This is a genomic window from Corynebacterium sp. TUM25020, assembly GCF_056388495.1.
The window spans coordinates 154,749-175,206 of the sequence record NZ_JBWJFG010000002.1; the positions used below are offsets into that span (position 1 = coordinate 154,749).

General features: G+C 60.4%; 17 protein-coding genes. 13 read left to right on the forward strand and 4 right to left on the reverse strand.

All coding sequences use genetic code 11. The annotated features are described in order from the left end of the window. The first annotated feature begins 31 nt into the window (after positions 1-31). The 9 genes from AC05K6_RS03620 (at position 32) to AC05K6_RS03660 (ending at position 11,396) form a co-directional block, all read left to right on the forward strand. Positions 32-1,735 carry a hypothetical protein gene (locus AC05K6_RS03620; RefSeq protein WP_476727798.1) on the forward strand — a complete coding sequence of 568 codons (1,704 nt, stop codon included), beginning with the start codon at positions 32-34 and terminating at the stop codon, positions 1,733-1,735. A 28-nt stretch (positions 1,736-1,763) separates the two neighbouring features. Next, entirely contained in the window at positions 1,764-2,306 is a 543-nt protein-coding gene (gene pyrE, locus AC05K6_RS03625) for an orotate phosphoribosyltransferase (RefSeq protein WP_476727799.1), read from the forward strand. Between the two features lie 8 nt (positions 2,307-2,314). Continuing rightward, positions 2,315-2,998, forward strand: a complete 684-nt coding sequence (locus AC05K6_RS03630) for a TrmH family RNA methyltransferase (RefSeq protein ID WP_476727800.1) — start codon at positions 2,315-2,317, stop codon at positions 2,996-2,998. 321 nt (positions 2,999-3,319) lie between these two features. After that, positions 3,320-4,585: a glycoside hydrolase family 76 protein gene (locus tag AC05K6_RS03635; RefSeq protein WP_476727801.1), complete on the forward strand. Its 1,266-nt coding sequence runs from the start codon at positions 3,320-3,322 to the stop codon at positions 4,583-4,585. 143 nt (positions 4,586-4,728) lie between these two features. Next, positions 4,729-5,763 (forward strand): class II fructose-bisphosphate aldolase, encoded by a 1,035-nt coding sequence (fbaA, locus tag AC05K6_RS03640; protein ID WP_293790665.1) that lies wholly within the window; start codon positions 4,729-4,731, stop codon positions 5,761-5,763. A 14-nt stretch (positions 5,764-5,777) separates the two neighbouring features. After that, positions 5,778-6,251, forward strand: a complete 474-nt coding sequence (locus AC05K6_RS03645; RefSeq protein ID WP_476727802.1) for a DUF3151 domain-containing protein — start codon at positions 5,778-5,780, stop codon at positions 6,249-6,251. A 20-nt stretch (positions 6,252-6,271) separates the two neighbouring features. Further along, the gene (locus AC05K6_RS03650; RefSeq protein WP_476727803.1) at positions 6,272-7,216 is read left to right on the forward strand and encodes an endonuclease/exonuclease/phosphatase family protein; all 945 of its coding nucleotides are present in this window, start codon (positions 6,272-6,274) and stop codon (positions 7,214-7,216) included. Between the two features lie 10 nt (positions 7,217-7,226). After that, positions 7,227-8,465, forward strand: coding sequence for an FUSC family protein (locus AC05K6_RS03655; RefSeq protein WP_476727804.1), 1,239 nt, complete (start codon positions 7,227-7,229; stop codon positions 8,463-8,465). 114 nt (positions 8,466-8,579) lie between these two features. Beyond that, positions 8,580-11,396: a Rib/alpha-like domain-containing protein gene (locus tag AC05K6_RS03660; protein WP_448306930.1), complete on the forward strand. Its 2,817-nt coding sequence runs from the start codon at positions 8,580-8,582 to the stop codon at positions 11,394-11,396. A 12-nt stretch (positions 11,397-11,408) separates the two neighbouring features. Here AC05K6_RS03660 and AC05K6_RS03665 read toward each other — a convergent pair whose 3' ends face one another. Further along, on the reverse strand, positions 11,409-12,263 hold the full coding sequence (locus tag AC05K6_RS03665) for a hypothetical protein (RefSeq protein ID WP_476727805.1): 855 nt from the start codon (positions 12,261-12,263) through the stop codon (positions 11,409-11,411). A 141-nt stretch (positions 12,264-12,404) separates the two neighbouring features. Here AC05K6_RS03665 and AC05K6_RS03670 point away from each other — a divergent pair, with 141 nt between their 5' ends. Beyond that, on the forward strand, positions 12,405-13,694 hold the full coding sequence (locus AC05K6_RS03670) for an adenylosuccinate synthase (protein WP_448306934.1): 1,290 nt from the start codon (positions 12,405-12,407) through the stop codon (positions 13,692-13,694). Between the two features lie 51 nt (positions 13,695-13,745). On the opposite strand, the gene AC05K6_RS03675 is transcribed toward AC05K6_RS03670, so the two are convergent. Beyond that, a complete protein-coding gene (locus AC05K6_RS03675) occupies positions 13,746-14,177 on the reverse strand; it encodes a pyridoxamine 5'-phosphate oxidase family protein (protein ID WP_448306936.1) in 432 nt (143 codons plus the stop codon). A 176-nt stretch (positions 14,178-14,353) separates the two neighbouring features. Here AC05K6_RS03675 and nrdI point away from each other — a divergent pair, with 176 nt between their 5' ends. Then, positions 14,354-14,845: a class Ib ribonucleoside-diphosphate reductase assembly flavoprotein NrdI gene (gene nrdI / locus AC05K6_RS03680; protein WP_448306938.1), complete on the forward strand. Its 492-nt coding sequence runs from the start codon at positions 14,354-14,356 to the stop codon at positions 14,843-14,845. Further along, positions 14,842-15,858 carry a class 1b ribonucleoside-diphosphate reductase subunit beta gene (nrdF, locus tag AC05K6_RS03685; RefSeq protein WP_293790674.1) on the forward strand — a complete coding sequence of 339 codons (1,017 nt, stop codon included), beginning with the start codon at positions 14,842-14,844 and terminating at the stop codon, positions 15,856-15,858. The genes nrdI and nrdF overlap by 4 nt, the downstream gene beginning before the upstream one ends. A 99-nt stretch (positions 15,859-15,957) precedes the next feature. Here nrdF and AC05K6_RS03690 read toward each other — a convergent pair whose 3' ends face one another. Further along, positions 15,958-16,632 (reverse strand): TetR/AcrR family transcriptional regulator, encoded by a 675-nt coding sequence (locus AC05K6_RS03690; protein WP_293790675.1) that lies wholly within the window; start codon positions 16,630-16,632, stop codon positions 15,958-15,960. A 65-nt stretch (positions 16,633-16,697) separates the two neighbouring features. Here AC05K6_RS03690 and AC05K6_RS03695 point away from each other — a divergent pair, with 65 nt between their 5' ends. Continuing rightward, positions 16,698-17,822 (forward strand): nucleoside hydrolase, encoded by a 1,125-nt coding sequence (locus tag AC05K6_RS03695; protein ID WP_476727806.1) that lies wholly within the window; start codon positions 16,698-16,700, stop codon positions 17,820-17,822. Between the two features lie 190 nt (positions 17,823-18,012). Here the strand turns inward: AC05K6_RS03695 and metE are convergent, their stop codons facing one another. Further along, positions 18,013-20,331: a 5-methyltetrahydropteroyltriglutamate--homocysteine S-methyltransferase gene (gene metE / locus AC05K6_RS03700; protein ID WP_476727807.1), complete on the reverse strand. Its 2,319-nt coding sequence runs from the start codon at positions 20,329-20,331 to the stop codon at positions 18,013-18,015. Positions 20,332-20,458: the final 127 nt, after the last annotated feature.

The following is a 20,458-nucleotide window of genomic DNA, read 5'->3' on the forward strand; positions in this document are numbered from 1 at the left end:
CTCCAACTCCTCAGCTTTCCTCACAGTCTCTATGGGCGGTTCCATCTTCGCGTTACTCCTCGGCTTGGCCTTGTTGGGCCTCGCCGTGTGGTTATTGCTGCGCGCAAAAAAGGCCGAGGGCGCAGGCTCTGGCGTAGAGCAGGCCGCAGAAGGCGCAGTACACACCGAAGACCCAGAGGGCTTGGAAAACGAGGAATACGAGGATTACGAGGACTACGAGGAGTACTCGGACTTTGAGGATTACGGGTACGACGGGGATTACCCGGAAGACGAGGACTGGGAGGACGACCCGGATTACGGGGACGCTGTAGACAGCACCGACAACCCAGACGGTGAAGAGTGGTCTGAGGCGTGGGATGGCCCCCAGTTTGACGACTGGTCTGGGGAAGAGGACACGCCTGAAAAGGAACCTGTTCTCGCGCGTTCGTCCGCGCCCGCGCCAGCGATGGCGGCTTTCGGTTTTCCCCGCAGGAGGCGTCGTCAATGGGCAGCCGACAACGGCTTCGAATACACAAAGGAAGACAGTGAGGTCGCGCGGGACTGGCCCGTCACCATCACCGGCGACCACCAGCGCGGGGTGCCAACCTTGCGAGAGGTTGTGAGCGGGTTCATCGACGGGCACCAGGTGCATATCGGTGACCTCGGTTCTTCCACGTTGATGGCTATGCGGCGAGTGGAAGAATCACCAGTTCAGGTGCTTTATTCAGCAGGGGGAGCGCAACCTGCGGGTATGCGGCGAACCGACTTGCTGGATCAGCCGCCATTCGCGGCTTATACCACCGACGTCCGCGCGCTCGACCGCATGCTGGATGCCCGCGTGGAGGATGCTCTGGCCGCACTTTCGCAGGTAGCGACGGATGTGGCATGGGGGCAGAATTGGACGGTAGTGCGGGTCTCCCGGAAACTCGATTTCCACGTGTGGCAGGCGATCTTCCCACAGCTGCGCTCGCTGGTGGATGCGGCGATGGTGCTACCTCCAGCGCATACCAGTGCCCCGTTGGAAATGTTCGTGGCCGATCAGCTGCGACCACTGCCCGGCGGGCCGCTGCAAGTGCACACCACCGATCCGGTGAACCAGGAAGCGATTGAGGAGCAGGCGGCAGAGACCTCCTCTCGTCGCGCGCACCTGCGGGCCGTTCCCGATGGCAATACAAGCAGCGGGGGCGAGAGCACTGCTGAAGGCGAGGAAGCCGACACGACCGCCGCCCACGTTACTGAAGAGCAGGCCGAAGAGGTTGCCGCGCACTCCGAGGTGCCGAACCCAGAACGCCCCGACATCACTCGCCCCGCTGAGCCGGTGGCCTTCCCCTCCCGAACGCACGCGCGCTGGGAAGGCGGGGATACAGAAAGTTTCGAAAGCTTCGCCGTAGGCGATTATGACGACGCAGATGCGGACGACGACCCACACGCAGGGCGTCGGCGCCGCCGCGATGGAGGCATCCCGCGACTGGGCGAAGATCCGGAGCACATGAGCTCCCACTTTTCTCAATACGCGCGGGTCATCCGCGATGATGCGGAAGAAGCCACAATTTTTGATGAGCTCGAGGACTTCGATGAGTTCGCGGAAGTCGAGGAGACTAAGTCCACTGCAGTGCGCCTGTCTCCTGTGACGCAACGGCGACGGAGCAGGGGGCGTCATCGGGCGCCAGAAGCACGTCACGCCCGCCCCGAACCTATCGAACCGATCGAGTACGAAACCGTCGACGGCGAGATCGTCGAAGACGACCAGCAGTGACCAGCAGTAACCAAAAGGAGAAACCGCAATGATTGATGAAGCTAAGAAGCAGCGCCTTGCTGAACTAGTTAGAGAGCTGGCGGTCGTGCATGGGCGCGTAACGCTGTCCTCCGGCAAGGAGGCCGACTACTACGTTGACCTGCGTCGCGCTACCTTGCACCACGAGGCGTCTCCGCTGATTGGAGAGCTGCTGCGTGAACTGACTGCAGACTGGGATTACGCGCACGTCGGCGGACTAACTCTTGGCGCGGACCCGGTGGCGACGGCGATCATGCACGCAGATGGGGAATCCATCGACGCTTTTGTCGTGCGCAAGGAGGCTAAGAAGCACGGCATGCAGCGCCGTATCGAAGGGCCGGACATTGAAGGCAAGCGAGTGCTCATCGTCGAGGACACGACGACTACCGGCAATTCGCCGCTGACAGCCGTTGCCGCAGCTCGCGAGGCTGGCGCGACTGTTGTTGGTGTGGCAACAGTTGTGGATCGTGCGACGGGCGCCAAAGATGTTATTGAGGCCGAGGGGGTTGAGTACCGCTCGCTGCTGGGCCTGTCTGACCTGGGGCTTGCTTAGTTTTTTCTATGACGCCCACTTCACCCGAAGCACACGATAAGCCCGGACCGACGGAATGGCTGGAACATCCCCGTGGCGTACGCCGCTGGGAAGATGAGTATCCCGACCAGCCCCGTCCGACGGATCCGCGCTTCGACCCCGAACTGCTGGATACCGGGGACACACGCAACGTGGTTGACGCATACCGCTATTGGCGGCAGTCCGCGATCATTGAGGACATTGATACGCGGCGGCACGCGCTGCATATCGCCATCGAGAACTTCGAAAACGACTCGAATATTGGCACGGTTGTGCGCACTGCCAATGCGTTTGCGGTGGATACCGTGCATATCGTCGGGCGGCGGCGCTGGAACAGGCGGGGAGCGATGGTCACTGACCGCTACCAGCACTTACAGCATCATGCGACGGTTGCGGATGTGTTGGAGTTCGCTGCCCGGGAGGGGCTAACTGTGGTGGCGGTGGATAACACCCCGGGGTGCGTTCCGCTGGAAACTGCGGAGCTGCCGGAGCGCTGCCTGCTGCTGTTTGGCCAGGAAGGGCCGGGCGTTTCCCAGGAGGCGCAGGACGCTGCCCGCATAACGGTGTCGATTGCACAGTTCGGCTCGACGCGGTCCATTAATGCCGGTGTGGCGGCGGGGATTGCGATGCATACATGGATCCGCCAGCATGCGGACCTGGATAAGGCCTGGTAGCTGGGGCCATTTGGCCGTCTTGGGGGGATGTCGTTGAATCGGGAATCTGCTAGCTGGGCAGGCTGGTTGGCGCAAAGCGTTAGCGCCGTGACCTGCATATTTGTGTAGTTGAAAGAGATTGTCTTTAACACATTCCCGTTCTAGCGACATTTTCCTCTGTGAAGAGGCTGTAATGAAGGCTGGGAAGCACGGATTGTGGACATGCAGCAGCGGACAGCAGCATGCAGCAGCGGAGAGCCTGTAGATAGACTGGTCTGCAGTGGAAGCCGGGGCACTACGGCGGAACAGCAGAAGTGCGACAACCTAGTGAGGTGTGCAGAAGTGTTCAAACTTCCAGACAAGCGAGAGAAAAGCGACGTCAAGGCTGCCGCTGGTGACAAGGAAACTGCAGCCGCAGCCGATCCCAAGCAGCAACTCTTGGAACTCTGGGATCACCGCGCAGACCTGGCCTACCAGGCGATTAACGAGCGCCACGCCAGCCGGCTCTGGGGTATCCCGCGGACCACGCTGGGCGTCATCGCCTGGCCACCGACCACCCGCGACCGCATGTTCGTCCGCTGGCACTACTGGTGGCAAGCCCATTACATCGACAACGTCATCGATGCTGCTCTCCGCCGCCCCACCAGCTCGCGGATCCGCGCCATCCAGCGCCACATCCGCGCCATGCGGCTCCGCAACATCAGCCGCCTGACCGCCAACCACTATTACGATGACAAGGCGTGGCTTGCGCTGGCCCTGCAGCGGGTGGCAGATACCCCCAAAATCCAGGAAAAACTCGGCATCCCGCGCGACCTAGAGCCCCTGATGGAGAACATCTTCGAGGGGGTGGACAGCCTCACCGGCGTGCTGCCGTGGCGCACAAATGAGACCTTCTACAACGTCCCCACCAACGGCCCCGCCGCCATTCTGGCCGCCCGCAATGGAGACATCGACACCGCGGAACGGCTCGTCGACTGGACCTTCGACAGCCTCATCAACGAAGACGGCCTGGTCATGGACGGTATCCACATGCGGATGGCCGGCCCAGAACCCGTCACAGCGGTGCACCCTTATTGTCAGGGTGTCACTCTGGGCGCGCTCGTGGAGCTCGCCCGTGCGCGCAGACGCGCCGCCGGGGTTGGAGATGAAGAAGTCTCAGAAGTGGGCGTCAAAGAAATCACCCGCATCCATGGCCTCCTCCGCGCAATCGAAACGCACCTAACCGACCGCGACGGTGCCATTAACGTGCGCACGGCGGGCGGGGACGGCGGCCTATTTAATGGCATTCTTGCGCGTTATCTTTCTCTTGTTGTTGAGTGCGTTCCGACGCCAGGTCGGCACGGCGCTGAATCTGTGGCCATAGCCCGGCGGATTGTGTTGGCCACAGCCGAAAAGGTGTGGCGTTACCGGCTAGAGGTCGATGGCCTGCCGGTGTTCTCCGCAGATTGGGGAACGGATGCGACCATGCCACAGTCCGGCGGCTTGGTCGGGGCGACAATTGCCGGGGCGGTATCGAGCTCTGACATTGCAGAAAGGGACCTCTCGGTGCAGCTTTCCGGCTGGATGCTCATGGAAGCGGTAGTACGCACGATCCAGGCGGGCCAGTAGGCAAGCCCGAAGGCTATCCAAGCGAATCTTCCGGGGGAGTAGGGGGAGTATTCACCGGAGGCGACTGCACGGTGTGGAATTTGTCGGCATAATTGTTGGCGGAGACCAACCTGCCTTAGTCAAGGATTTGAAGGAGCATCGAAATGCCTATTGCAACCCCCGACGTCTACCGCGACATGCTGGACAATGCGAAGGAAAATGGCTTCGCATACCCTGCTATCAACTGCACCTCTTCTGAGACCATCAACGCAGCTCTGAAGGGTTTTGCAGATGCTGAGTCCGACGGCATTATCCAGTTCTCCACCGGCGGTGCCCAGTTCGGTTCGGGCCTGGCCGTGAAGAACATGGTTGCTGGTGCGGAGGCTCTGGCGGCTTTCGCACACCAGGCTGCGAAGCACTACGGCGTGAACGTTGCTCTGCACACTGACCACTGCCAGAAGGAAGTTCTGGACGAGTACGTGCGCCCGCTGATGGAGATCTCCCGCAAGCGCGTGGAGGCAGGCGAGAACCCGCTGTTCCAGTCCCACATGTGGGACGGTTCCGCTATTCCGATCGACGAGAACCTGGAGATCGCCAAGGGGCTACTGGCGGATGCGCAGAAGGCTAAGATCATCCTCGAAGTTGAGATCGGCGTCGTGGGTGGCGAAGAGGACGGCGTGGAGGCCAAGGCTGGTGCCAACCTGTACACCACCGAAGAGGACTTCCTGAAGACTGTCGATGCTCTGGGTACCGGCGAGAACGGCCGTTACCTGCTGGCCGCTACCTTCGGCAACGTCCACGGCGTGTACAAGCCGGGCAATGTGAAGCTGCGCCCGGAGGTTCTGGACATGGGCCAGAAGGCTGCCGTGAAGAAGCTGGGTCTGTCCGAGGGCGACAAGCCGTTCGACTTCGTCTTCCACGGTGGCTCCGGCTCCGAGAAGGAGAAGATCGAAGAGGCGCTGCGCTACGGCGTTATCAAGATGAACGTTGATACGGACACCCAGTACGCGTTCACCAACCCGGTTGCACGCCACATGTACACCAACTTCGACGGTGTGCTGAAGATCGACGGCGAGGTCGGAAACAAGAAGGTGTACGATCCGCGCTCCTACCTGAAGAAGGCTGAGGAAGCGATGTCCGTCCGCGTTGTTGAGGCCTGCAACGACCTGCACTCCGCCGGCACCTCCGTCGCAAAGTAGGCGTCGCTGGAGCCATGGCAGAACAGATTCGTCACAGTCGAGATCTCTTCGGCGCAGAGCACCCGGAGGTGCGTCTGCCGGAGGAACTAGCCAGCGCGGTTGCGGGGGAATCATCCGCACAGTCCCGCGAGTCCTTGGAGGCGGCCGTCTCCGCCAACTTGAAGGATTCCGGTGCCTGGGCCGCCTTGGCCGAGGTTCTACTGGCCGAAGGACAGCCCGTGCAGGCCTACGCCTGTGCCCGCACCGGTTATCACCGCGGCCTCGATGCGCTGCGCGGTAACGGGTGGCGTGGCACCGGACCGGTGCCTTGGGATCACGTACCTAACCGGGGAGTGCTTCGCGCAATCGGCGCATTGGTGCAGACCGCCCGCGCCCTCGGTGAGGACGATGAGGTCGTGCGTTGCCTGAACTTGCTGCACGACTGTGATCCTGCCGTAGCACCAGCCCTGGGGCTGGATAGCTCCGCTGCCTCTTCTGCTGAGCGCTAGTGATCTCCCGTAATAGGAAATTGAACAAACGCCGTTCATTTTCCCAGCCGACGCCCCACCCGGTGGCGCACCGCAACCTGTGCATAGTCGCAGTCGTGGTGGCGATCGTCTGGATGTCTAGCATCCTATGGCCCGCGCAAACCACCGCATCGTGGCCCTTTGTCGCGGAAATCCAAGCCAGCGCTTGGGTCGCCGGGGTGCTGGCCGCCGCTGGCCTGGGCATTCTGAATTCAGCTCGCCGCGCGGCGCTGTGCGCGGTGCTCGCTGTGCTGGCGGTCTTGATCGTCCCTCGGGTACCTGCCCCCAATTTTTCGGACGCCCACAACTCCACCCGAGTATTTTCCCTCAACACATACTGGGGGAAAGCTGACGATAAGCGAATCGCCCGTGCGATTGAGGAACTCAAACCGGACGTCGTCTTCCTCTTGGAAACGAATGAAGAGGAAGTGGAAAGCGTAGCGGAGGAAACCGGCTATCTGCCTTTGACCAAGCCGCGGCCTGGCAACGATCGGGCGGATAATGTCGTGGGCTTGGTGTCGGCGTCATATAAAGAAAAAACAGGGGCGCACGGCAACATGGTGCGGGGGCTGACCCGCTTCCAAACTCCGCGTGTGAATGCGCCGCTGCACGGCAACAGCGAGTTCGTGGGCGTGCATGCGGTGGCGCCCGCGAAGGACGACCGCAAGGCGTGGGAGCAGGATCTGGCGAGCCTCAGCGATTGGGCGAATTCGCGGCGCCATCTGGTGCTAGCCGGTGACTTCAACGCTACGCGCAGCCATCCGCGCTACCGCGATTTTGAGCTCAGTGACTGTACTGGGCACCTGGCGCACACGCCGACGTGGCCGGCGGTATTCCCGGTGATTCGGCTGGACCACATCATGACTACCGGTGAGTGCTTGGGTGGCGGGACGAAGCGTATTCTCGGCACGGACCATCTGGCAGTGTGGGCGGATGTGACCACCTAGACTGGCGGGCATGGCAGAACCACAACGGCGGCCACGAACCGCAAAGGAAATGTGGGGCGAGCCGGCCAACCGCCTGCGCCCCGGCGTGCGTGCCGCTGCGCGGAACCTGCGTCGCATTGCTCCTGTGCAGGGCATGATCCGCGTGCGTGAGGGTCTGGTCTTTGCGATCCAGTGTGCAATCGGTGCTGGGCTGGCGCTGCTTATTGCGGTGCAGGTTTGTGGCCACCAACAGGCTTTCTTTGCACCGATCGCTGCGGTGTTGAGTTTGGGGGTTAGCGCAGGTAAGCGCTTGCGCCGTGGTTTTGAGCTGGTGCTGGGCGCCGCGGTGGGTGTGGGTATCGGTGATGTGCTGATTAGCAATATCGGCAGTGGCTACTGGCAGGTCTCAGTGGTGGTGCTGGTGGCAATTTTGGTGGCGACGTTCGTGGATAAGTCCGTCTCCGTGGCTTTTCAGGCTTCCAGTTCTGCGGTTTTGGTGGCGACGATTCTGCCTCCAGGCACCTCGGGGTCTTTCGACCGCATGGTGGATGCGCTGGTTGGTGGTGTGATCGGCATTTTGGTTCTGGCCTTGGTGCCGAATTCGCCGCTGCGCCCGGCCCGGCGGGAGGTCTCCACTCTGGTGTCTAAGGCCTCGCTGGTGTTGGATGATGTGGCTCAGGGGATGGAGGAACATAAGGCGGAGAAGATTACCAAGGCGCTGGAGGTTGCCCGCGGTACGCAGACCAACGTTAATGCACTGCTAACGAACGTGGGCGGGGGATCGGAAGTGGTGGCGGTATCACCGATCTATTGGACGGCCAGACGGCATGCGAAGACGATGAACCGCATCCTGGTGCCCGTGGATAATGTCATGCGCAACACGCGCGTGCTGGCGCGCCGGGCGGAGATCATGATGCTGGACGAGATCGAGCCACCGGAGGAGATGATTGAGCTGATGCGTAGCATTTCCAACGAATTGGGGCATTTGGGTGCGTTGTTCGCCGAGGGCGGCACCCGTGGTACGCGCGATGAGGCGGTGGAGATCCCGGAGATCGTGCGCGCCCTGCAAAAGCTTGGTGCGGAGGCGGATCTGCATATTGCGGAGGGGACTGGGTTGTCGGGCATGGTGGTGTTGGCGCAGTGCCGCTCGATTATTGTGGACGCCCTGCAGGTCTGTGGCTATTCACGTGAGTCGGCTATGGCGTTTCTGCGGCCGACGGTGGACAGGCCGTGGCAGCCGCCGGAGGTGTGGGACGAGTTGGGGGAGTAGGGCTGGGGCTACGGGTGGAACCTTAAGAGTGGCGATAGTAGATTCTTAGAGAAGTTGGGGAATTGTTACCCACCACGACTTAATGTCGTCTCGCTCTACTTTGAGGAATCTCTTATGATACACCTTCGCTCCCGCCGCGCAATGATCGCTGTCGCGGCATCGGCCAGCATGATCCTGACGGTCTCCGCCGTCCCAAACTCCCCGGTATCCCCGTCCGTGGCGCAGGCTGCGACGGCGAACAAGACGCAGGATACGAAGCTGCCAATTAAGTGCACTGTGTTCGCGGCAGGTGGACCTAAGCAGAAAATCCCGATTATCGGGAATGGATTCCAAGAAGATAGGGAATTTACGGGTCAATTTCATGTGACTATGCCCGAACGAGCTGCAGTCGATGAAGTTTTTGAAGCCGGTGTGAACATTGATCCACTGGCGGCATCGCACCCATTGTTGAAGAAGCTGGGAGGTTCCCCTTCCTTTGCTGAAGGAAATGCAAATAATAAGATTCGGTTCGCCGTGAAAGGCGATGTTGAGCTGGTTGACTCGAGCCTTCCGGCTACTCTAGACAAAGGCGTTCTTACCGTCGAAGAGATGATGCAGCCGAGCAGGTCTGGGGATACGGTAACAATTGCTTTCGCACCGCTGAAACTGAAGTTCAAAGCTAAATCGTCTGGGGCGGTTGAAGTTCAAACTCCTGAGGCCTACAGGACGCCGGATGGTTCTGGCCGTGTCCGTAGCAACAACATGTTTCATGGAGAGGGGATTGCAGGAACGGTCTTGTTTTCGACCCCTGGCTTGCGCATTACTTGTTTGACTGATCGATATACTCGGCTCGGTGTTACTGCCGTGAAACCTTTGGCTGACTTCAACGAACCCAAATACGCGGACATTGAGGTCAAGCAGCAGGATACGGCTACTGCGAAGAACACCGCGCAGGCTCCAGAGGGAACCACTTACAAGGCGGGTCAGGGGGCTCCGGAATGGGCGACTGTCGGCCAGGACGGCACCGTCACCGTTAAGCCTGGCCTGGATGTGGAACCCGGCGACTACGAGGTTCCGGTTGTTGTCACCTACCCGGACTCTTCCGCGGACAATACCGTAGTGAACGTGACAGTGAAGGTGAAGCCCCTGGCGGAACGGCACGATCCGCAGTACGCAGAAGTGACTGTTAAGCAGCTGGATACCGAGACTGTCGAGGCTCCAAAGGATGTCGCCGAGGGCGCAACGTTTGCAGCTGGAGAAAATGCACCGGAATGGGCCACCGTTGCTGAAGATGGCACCGTCACTGTAAAGCCCAGCCGGGAAGTGAAGCCGGGCGACTACACCGTTCCGGTCGTTGTCAGCTACCCGGACCAGTCCAAGGGTGATGTCGTGGTTAACGTCCACGTGAAGGTCACGCACACCAACGAGTTGCACGATCCGCAGTTCGGCGAGACCACTGTCGAGCAAGAAGGCACCGCCACCATCCCTGCCCCGGAGGGACTGCCGGAGGGTGCGAAGGTTACCCGTGGTGAGGGTGCGCCGGAGTGGGTCACCGTCAACGAGGATGGTTCTATCGAGGCAAAGCCCACCTTGGAGACCGAAGCCAAGGATTACACCGTTCCGGTTGTCGTCACTTACGACGACGGGTCCACCGACGAAGCAACGGCCAAGGTGACCGTCACCAAGAAGCCGGACAACCAGATTTACTCCCCGGAGTTTGGCAGCATCACCGTGCAGGCCAACCGTTCCGCAAAGACTCCTGCTATCGAGGGCTTGCCGGAGGGCACCAAGTTCGCCCTGGCTGAGGGTGCTCCGGAGTGGGCGTCCATCGACGACAAGGGCGCTGTCCAACTGAACCCGGGCGGCGAGGTTGATGCGAAGGACTACACGGTTCCGGTTACCGTCACCTACCCCGATGGCACTATCGACAATGCCGAGCTGAAGGTCACGGTCACGGAGCGCGCGATCAACGAGCTACATGATCCGACCTACAAGCCGATCGAGGTAAAGCAGGAAGAGACCGCCACTGTTGCTGCTCCTGAGGGCAGCACTGCGGACGCTGAGTATTCCCTGGGTGCAGGCGCACCGAACTGGGTCACTCTGAACAAAGATGGCAGCCTCGAGGCACGTCCGGGTCTTGAGGTTAAGCCGGGCGAGTACAAGATCCCGGTGACGGTCATCTACGGAGATGACTCTGCTGACCGCACTACTGCTGTGGTTACCGTGACCGTAAAGCCCGCTAACGAGATCCACGATCCGACCTACTCTGACGTGACGGTGAAGCAGGGCGACGAAGTGACCGCTCCGGCTCCGACTGATGTGGCTGAGGGCGCGACCTTCGAGGCTGGCGAGGGCGTACCGTCCTGGATCACCGTCAACCCGGACGGCACCGTAACCGCCAAGCCGGGCACGGATGTAGAGGCCAAGGAGTACACCGTTCCGGTGAAGGTCTCCAACAAGGATGGTTCCGGCGACGACACGACCGTGAACGTCACCGTCACCGTGAAGCCTGCCAACGAGATCCACGATCCTTCCTTCGAGGATGTCTCCGTGAAGCCGGGCGAGACCGTCACCTCCAAGGTTCCGGGTGATACCGGCGAAGGTGCTAAGTTCACCGCTGGTGAGCGTGCACCTGAGTGGGCCACCGTCAACGAGGACGGCACTGTCGCCCTGAAACCGGGCAAGGACGTCGAGCCGGGTGAATACAACATTCCGGTCGTAGTCACTTACCCGGACGGATCGACCTCCACCGTGGAGCTGAAGGTGAACGTAGAAAAGCAGGAGCATCCGGGCGGAAGCTCCGGATCCAGCAACGGTTCCAGCAGCTCCAGCGGAGTCACTGGCTCCAGCCCGCTGGGTAAGTTCTTCGCAGCCCTGTTCGGAACGATTGCCATCGGCGCTGGTCTGTTCGGCCTGTACAACTGGGCTCGCGCCCACGGCTACGTCCGCTAATTGCGGGCGAGCTTAGTTGCGCACGAACTGCCCATCCCGCAGGTGGCGGTAAAACGTCACCGACTTCAGCGGGCGGGGATGGCGCACCCCATCGCGGGTGACTACCAGATCCACCCCTCCGGCCTGTAAGGCCCGACCCCGCAGCACCGTCGGCGAGACGGTGCTGCGGGGTTTTTTCGTGCGCCCGAACCAGCCCTTCCGCGGCAACGGCGGACGCTGCACCGCAGCCAACCCTGGAGCATCCGGAGTGGGCACCATCCGCACACCGTTATTGAAGTCACTTGTTCCGGCCTTGTTCTGCTCAAACAAGACCGCGGAATCAACAATCACCTCGCCGATCATCTCCGCAGTCCCGGAATCACCTTCCGGGCCAGTCACCTCGGCCACTCCCAACGTCACCACGCCATGGTCGTCCCGGATCACCGGAGTCGGCACAGCCGGGGAAGCGAGCGCGAAGGTGAGATGTTGGGCAGGGGAGAAGGTGGGGTCCAACCCCCAAGAAAGAGCGACCGCAGAAGAACCGGTAGGGATAAACCCAACCTCGACCCACAGGGCATCGATCCGCATCAACTTAGAAACCACAGCGGCGATAGCGGCATCGCTGCCCTGCACGATCACCCGGACCCGCTCGCTGACCTGGTGCGGGTCAGGCTGCGGGGTGCCCAAATGGGGTGCGTCTGGGCGTTGCATCAGCTCATCCAGCGACGGGGTGGAGCCCACCACGAACCGCTCCAGATCATCCAGAAAGCGCAACTCCTTGCGCGTGGGAATAGCGGATACATTGAGGCATTCCACGACCTCGCCCGGCAGCACGGGATCGCGCAAGTGATCGCTGGCGGGAACATCGCAACGCAAGAAGAACAACATAGAAACCCACCATAGCGAGTGCCACAACCACCGGCGAAGTACTAGAATGGTGAAACGTCTAGGTGCCCCGTCCGACCGCCGGAGCGGGGCTACAACCGTGAGTACATCTGTACCAACCCAAGAGGACGTGTTTAAGTTTCCATGGCTGCGATCATTGTCGTAGGCGCCCAGTGGGGCGACGAAGGTAAGGGCAAAGCTACCGACATTCTGGGCGGGAAGGTCGATTACGTAGTCAAGCCCAACGGTGGCAACAACGCCGGCCACACCGTCGTCGTCGGCGGCGAAAAGTACGAACTCAAGCTGCTGCCCGCAGGTGTGCTTTCCGAAAACGCCACGCCCATCATCGGCAACGGCTGCGTGGTGAACCTGGAAGCATTGTTCGAGGAAATCGACGGCCTGGAGGCCCGCGGCGCGAACGCTTCCCGCCTGCGCGTGTCCGCCAATGCACAGCTGGTCGCGCCGTACCACATTGCCATCGACCGCGTGGCCGAGCGCTTCCTGGGCAAGCGCGCCATCGGCACCACCGGCCGCGGCATCGGCCCGACCTACGCCGACAAGGTCTCCCGCGTGGGTATCCGCGCCCAGGACCTGCTAGACGAATCCATCCTGCGCCAGAAGATCGAATCCGCGCTGGACCAGAAGAACCAGATCCTGGTGAAGATCTACAATCGCCGCGCCGTGGACGTGGACGAGGTTGTGGACTACTTCCTCTCCTACGCCGATCGCCTCAAGCCGATGCTGATCGATGCGACGACGGAGCTGAACAAGGCTCTTGACGCCGGTAAGTCCGTGCTGATGGAAGGCGGCCAGGCCACGATGCTAGACGTGGACCATGGCACGTATCCCTTTGTGACCTCCTCGAACCCCACGACCGGTGGCGCCTGCGTGGGCAGTGGCATTGGACCGACGCGCATCACGGCATCCCTGGGCATCATCAAGGCCTACACCACCCGCGTGGGCGCCGGACCGTTCCCGACCGAGCTTTTCGATAAGTGGGGTGAGTTCCTGCAGACCACTGGCGGTGAGGTGGGAGTGAACACCGGTCGTAAGCGCCGCTGTGGCTGGTACGACTCCGTGATCGCCCGCTACGCCTCCCGCGTCAATGGCTTTACCGACTACTTCCTGACGAAGCTGGACGTGTTGACCGGCATCGGCGAAATCCCGATCTGTGTGGCCTATGACGTGGACGGTGTTCGCCACGACGAGATGCCGATGACGCAGACCGAGTTCCACCATGCCACTCCGATCTACGAAACCATGCCTGCATGGGACGAGGACATTACGGAGTGCAAGACCTTCGAGGAACTACCGCAGAAGGCGCAGGATTACGTCAAGCGCCTGGAGGAGCTTTCCGGCTGCCGCATTTCCTACATCGGTGTGGGGCCGGGGCGCGACCAAACTATCGTCATCAACGACGTAGCGGAAGGCTAGGGCTGGCGCGATAACTACCGGCTAGCGGTAGTGGCGTAAAGGGCGCTGCGGTCAGTCTACGAATAGGGATTCATCGTCGCTAGCGAGCAACCGTCCGGCATTTTTGCCGAGCATGAGCGTGTAGATCTGCTCAATATGAATTAGCACCGCCATTTTCGGCGGATTGTGGCCCATTTCATCAGCGAACTTCACTGCTGCTTCCCATACGGGTCCCTCGTGGAATAGCTCTGCAGAGCCGACAAATCTAAACCCGTCTAGTTGGCCCCAATCTACTACCGCTACCGCGGCTTTCGACCCCGCACGAAGATTCTCGAGGTGCTGGCGCCCAGTGTTTTCGTTGTAGATCAGCGTCTCATCATCCCAGACGCGCAGGCTGCGCTTCGGGCCGATATTCGGCAAGAGCATTTCGCCGTCGGTCACCGTTGCCAGATACGGCAATTGCGCACTGAGCATGTCTTTCATCTCTTGGGTGAGCTTCGCCATGGAAGTTTTCCTTTCTTAGTAGTCGAGCGTTGTACGCTGCATACTCTACACAAGAGTTCAATCGAGTGTTACTCTAAAGTTCAATAGATTGAACTTTATGTCTGAACCTTATGTCTCGTCCTCAAGGTTGCGTTTTCCAAGAGCGGCAGATCAAACAACTAGAAAGGAAAACCGCTATGTCAACAACCGCGGCTACACAGCCGCGCATCGTCTACTTCTCCTCTGCCTCCGAAAACACTCGACGCTTCGTAGCCAAACTCGGTATCCCCGCCCAGCGCATTCCTTTGCGAAGAAAAGATCCCGAGCTGATCGTCAACGAACCGTATGTGTTAATCACCCCGACGTATGGCGGAGGTGATCAGCGGAAAGCCGTTCCCAAGCAAGTCATCAAATTCCTCAACAATCCGCACAATCGCGCGCTAATTCGGGGAGTAATTACCAGCGGAAATACGAACTTTGGCACTGCATACTGCTGTGCCGGATCAACGATTGCCGCCAAGTGCCACGTACCGGAGCTTTACCGTTTCGAGCTGCTTGGCACGGCTCGCGACGTTGCCCGGGTACAAATTGGGCTCCGCAATTTCTGGAACCACATGCGCGGGGAGAACGGGCGTCAAGAACAAGACCCAAGTGAAAACCGATACAAAAACGCAGGAAGTGAAAATTGAGTTACCGTAAACGCTCCCAGACCCCACCGCAATGGCTGCAGAACCCCAGCGTCCCTCTGCGGCCGGTGAATTGGAACCAGCTGGAAGATCCGAAGGACCTAGAGATCTGGCAGCGCCTGACCAGCAACTTCTGGTTGCCTGAAAAGGTGCCGCTATCCAATGACCTGTCCAAATGGAATGGCCTGACGGATGCCGAACGCGAGTTGACCACAAAGGTATTCACGGGACTGACGCTGCTAGATACAGTCCAAGCCACCGTCGGTGAGATCAGTCAGATCCCAGATTCCCGCACGGAGCACGAACAGGCCGTCTACGCGAACATTGCATTCATGCAAGCCGTGCACGCTCGCAGCTATAGCAGCGTTTTCAGCACTATGTGCAGCAGCGAGGAGATCGACCGTGCATACGCCTGGGCAGTGGACAATCCTGTACTCCAACGGCGGGCGACCGCAGTGATGCAGTACTACAACGGGCAGGATCCGCTAAAGCGCAAGGTCGCGGCCACGCTACTTTCTTCTCTATTGCTATACGCAGGGTTTTACCTGCCGTTGTGGTTTAGCTGTCGCGGCATTCTGATGAATACGGCGGATATGATCCGTCTGATCCTGCGCGACAAGGCGGTGCACGGCTACTACTCGGGTTATAAGTTTCAGCGCGGGTTGGAGGCTCACCCAGAACGCGCGCAGGAGCTCGAGGACTTCACGTTCTCCCTAGTGGAGGAGCTGCTTGCCTTAGAGAAAGAATACTCGGGGGATTTGTATGGCACAGCCTTGCCCAACCAAGCCTCGCTGATCGAAGGCGTGATGGCGTTCGTGCACTACAACGCAGACAAGGCACTGATGAACCTAGGCTACCCGCCACAGTATGAGGAAGAATCGGCAAAGACTGAGCCGGAGATTATCGCCGCGTTAGCGCCCGATTCTAACGAGACTCACGATTTCTTTAGCGGCTCGGGATCTTCCTACGTTATCGGTCGGGCGGAGTCCACAGTGGAAGACGACTGGGACTTCTAGAGGGCTATACGTTTGCAGGCGACCTATCTGGCTGCTTGAAGGTGCTCGATCGGGAGCCAACTGCTGTGCGCGGCATCTCGATCGATCAGGGCAGAGAGTTTAGCCCTCGGCGGAATTAGCCTGATTCAGACCGACCATGCGGAGAGTCATCAGATTGAGCGTTTTGGTGGTCCGCTCGATGATTTCCTCGCGGTTGTCATCCGTGACCTCGTAGAAGCCCTCCACGAAAGTGGCGTGGCAGAAGCGGGTGAACATGGCGGCAATGGCAGCAGCGGTGTACTCCACATCGTCCAGCGGCGGGATCATGTTCTTAGCGAGCAAGGCCTCCAAGAACCGGCGGTTACGGCCAACCATCTGCTTGGCAATCTGCATCTGTCGAACCGCGAGCTCTTTGCTGAACTGCGAAGACTGCGCCACCAGGTTCATGGCACCCGCGTTGTGTGCGTAAAAGCGCACGAACTCCTTGTTGGAGCCCTCGATCGTAGCGCGGGCGTCATCAGTGCTCAGCAAGCTATCGTCCAGGGTGGGAGTCATGTCCTTCTCGACGCTGGCCAGCACGTTCATCAGCAGATCTTGGCGATCTTCGAAGTAGGTATACAGGGTACCGACCGAACAGCCGGCCACCTCTGCGATCTTCGTGAGCTTAGTGTGGTGATATCCGTCGCTGGTGAACACCTTGCGGGCGGCGTCCAGGATAGCGGCGCGGCGAGCCGCGGCCTTCGGGGAGCGGGCATCATCAGAGTGAGTAGTTTCGGTTACATTGTCGTGCACCATGGCATTCATTATATAAGACTGAACACCTATCAACTAAACAAATAAACAGCTTTTGGGAAATAAAAATGATTAAAAAATCAATGGCGGCGGAGGTGGAGAAACCACGTGTTGTTGCCGATGTGGATACCGGGATTGACGACAGTCTTGCACTGATTTACCTGGCTTATCTTCACTCCGCTGATGAGATTGATTTAGTGGTGACGACCAGCGCAGGGAATACGACGGTCGGGCAGGCGGCGGTGAATTCTAAAGAGGTTTTACGTCTGGCGGGAGCGCCGGAAGTTTCTGTAGTGGCCGGTGCTGGGAAGCCTTTGGTATTGCCATTGACTACGACTCCGGAAACGCACGGAAAAAGAGGATTAGGTTATTATTCGCCCGAATTGGAGGCTGGGTGTGGGGATGCGCACGAGGATGTGAGAGGGGATGTGCGAGCGGCCGTGGACGGAGATGTGCGAGCGGCCGTGGAGTCGTGGCGCGGGGCGACCCACATTCTGGTAGCTGGTCCGGCGACAAACCTGGCTTGGGCTTTGGCACACGAGCCCGAGGTGGTGGGGCCGGCTCAAGTTACTCTGATGACGGGGGCATTTAACTACCCAGGCAACACCACCCCTACTGCCGAATGGAATGCGTGGGTTGATCCGCATGCTTTGAAGGCCGTATTCGGTGGGGAGGCATCCGGCGAGTCTGTTGCACAGAGTGCACAGAGTGTGCAGTGCCCGTTGCCGGTCATCTGCCCACTCAATGTCACGGAACAGGTTCTACTGTATCCTCCGCGTTTAAGCAGGTGGCAGGACGCCGTGCGCCCTTCACGCCCACAACTTGCCGCCCTGCTCGGCGACGCTCTCCGCTTCTATTTCGAATTTCACCAATCTGTCGGCGTGGGCTATTGCGCGCAGATCCATGACCTCGCCGCGGCGATGGTGATGTTGGGGCGTGTTCCTTGTTCTCTTTATGACGCCACCGTGGATGTTGAAGCGGATTCTCCCCTCATGCGTGGCACTACCGTGGCTGACCGAGTTGTTGACGGTGGTGGCGGATCTGTCGCAGCTGTCCGTGGAGATGTGGATCCCGCAGGAGCGTGTGGTGCTTATTGGAACCGCCCAGCTAATGCGCGGATTCTGGAAGCTTTGGATCCGGCGGACGTCTTTGCGGAATTTGAGCGGGTTGTGTGCGGGTTCGGCGCTGATTAGCGCCGCCCCAAAAGTGCAAAATGTCGCTAGATCGGGAATGTGTTGACGAGATTCTCAAAACCTTCAAAATCGAAAACCCCTGACCTGCGGTTTTAGATTGATTGAAATGCTTGTCAGTAACACATTCCCGATCTAGCGACATTGGAGGCTAAAAAGCCTCCGAGAAAGCCCCTAGTAAGCCCCCGAGTAACTAGACTCGCTCGCGGGCCTTCTTGGCGGCAGCCACCAGAACCTCCAGGGAGGCGGTGGTTTCTTCCCAACCGCGGGTCTTCAGGCCACAGTCCGGGTTAACCCACAGCAGGGCGGGATCCACGGAGCCCAGGGCAGCGATCAGCAGGTCATCAACCTCCTGCTGCTTCGGCACACGCGGGGAGTGGATATCCCACACGCCTGGGCCAACACCCAGCTCGTAGCCCTCATCCTTCAGAGCGGCCAGAACCTGCATGCCATTGCGTGCGGCCTCGATGGAGGTCACGTCGGCGTCCAGGTTAGAGACCGTGTCGATCAGCTCGTTGAACTCGGAGTAGCACATGTGCGTGTGGATCTGCACTTTGTTCTCCGCGCCAGAGGTAGCCAGGCGGAAGGAGCCCACAGCCCACTCCAGGTACTCCGGCTGCTGTTCCTTGCGCAATGGCAGCAGCTCGCGAATAGCGGGCTCGTCCACCTGCACCACGCGGGCGCCAGCGGCAATCAGGTCAGCAATCTCATCGCGCAGCGCCAGTGCAACCTGGTCGGCGGTCACGCCCAGCGGCTGGTCATCGCGTACGAAGGACCAGGCCAGCATGGTCACCGGACCGGTCAGCATGCCCTTGACTGGCTTGTCGGTCAGGTCAGCTGCCACCTTGTACCAGTCGACAGTCATGGCGTGCGGGCGGGAGACGTCGCCGAAGATGATCGGCGGTCGCACGCAACGGGAGCCGTAGGACTGAACCCATGCGTGCTCGGTGGACAGGTAACCCTCCAGCTGCTCGGAGAAGTACTGCACCATGTCATTGCGCTCTGGCTCGCCGTGCACTAGCACGTCCAAGCCCAGTTCCTCCTGGCGCTTGATTACGTCCGCGACCTCGTCCTTCATGGCCTGGGTGTAGGCCGCATCATCGATCTCGCCCTTGCGGTGCTTGGCGCGCGCCTGGCGAATCTCGGTGGTCTGCGGGAAGGAACCGATCGTGGTGGTCGGCAGCGGCGGCAGGTTCAGCTCAGCCTTCTGAGCCTCGCGACGAGCCTTAATGGAATCGCGGCGACGGTCGGCGTCGGTCACAGCATCCTGGCGCTCACGCACGGCGGCATTGTGCGTCAGGGTGGAGTTCTTGCGGTCTTCGATGGCTTCGCGGGTCTCGGCAAATAGCTGCTCGTCGGCCTCGGTCTGCTCGCCGCGCAGGGTGCGGGACAGGGCGGCGACCTCGCGGATCTTCTCGGATCCGAAGGCTAGCCACTTCTTCACCTCTGCATTCAGGTTCTCCTCGCGCTGCAGCGAGTACGGCACGTGCAGCAGGGAACAGCTCGTGGAGACAGCCACCGGGCCGCGCTCTTGCAGACCCTGCAGAGTCTTTAGCGCTGCGTCCAGGTCGGTGCGCCACACGTTGTGTCCATCCACCACGCCAGCGGCCAGCAGTTCCTTGCCGGTCCATGCAGGCAGCTCGGCAGCAGCAGCGCCACCTGTCACCAGGTCCACGCCGAAGGCTGCCACACCGGAGCCGCTCAGTAGCTCGATGGCTGCGTTGCCGTCACCGAAGTAGGTCTGGATAAGCAGGTTGACGCCCTCTTCTCCAGCCCCAGCCACCTCGGCTAGCTTCTCGTAGCCAGCGCGGGTGCGCTTCAGCAGGTCTTCGTTGGCAGCCGCATCCGCGTAGGCGAAGTCGGTAACCAGGATCGGCTCGTCGAACTGTACCCACTTCACGCCGCGGTCTGCGATGCGCTTGAGCAGGCGGGAGTAGGCGTCAAAAATTTCCTCGAGGTGAGCGAAGGCATCGGAACCGTCGATGGTGCGCGACAGAGCCAGGTACGTCAGCGGGCCCACCAGGACGGGGCGGACGGCCTCGCCGGCGCGGGTGACCTGGTCGCGGATGTCCTCTAGGAATGCGGAATCGTCCAGCTCCACGCGGGAATCCTTGGCCAGCTCCGGCACGATGTAGTGGTAGTTCGTGTCGAACCACTTCGTCATTGCGGAGGCCGGCAGGTCCTTGGTTCCGCGGGCGGCGGCGAAGTAGCGGTCGATGAAGCGCGGCAGGCCATCGTTATCGTGATCCGCGATGTCAGCGACGCGCTCGGGTAGCAGCCCCAGCAAAGCGGTGGTGTCGAGTACCGCGTCGTAGAAGGAGCGGCCAGAGAAGGCTGCGGAATCCAAGCCGGCGGCGAGCAGCTCGTCGGTGTAGTCGTTAACCAGGCGTGTTGCAGTGTTGGCCAGGTTGCGTCCGGTGGAGTTATCGCGCCAATAGCCCTCCAGAGCCTTCTTGAGCTCGCGGTCAGGTCCGATGCGCGGAACCCCGGCGACGGTTGCGTTGAAAGTCATGATTTTTTCCTGTCTTTCTTTGTTTAATTGATCTGCGTCAAGGCTCGTTTGGGAGCCTTTGCCGTTCTGCGGTTCCCGCGCGCTATGCCTTTCCCGGGGCTCCAGAAGGCACGCTTCGCGGCGGGGC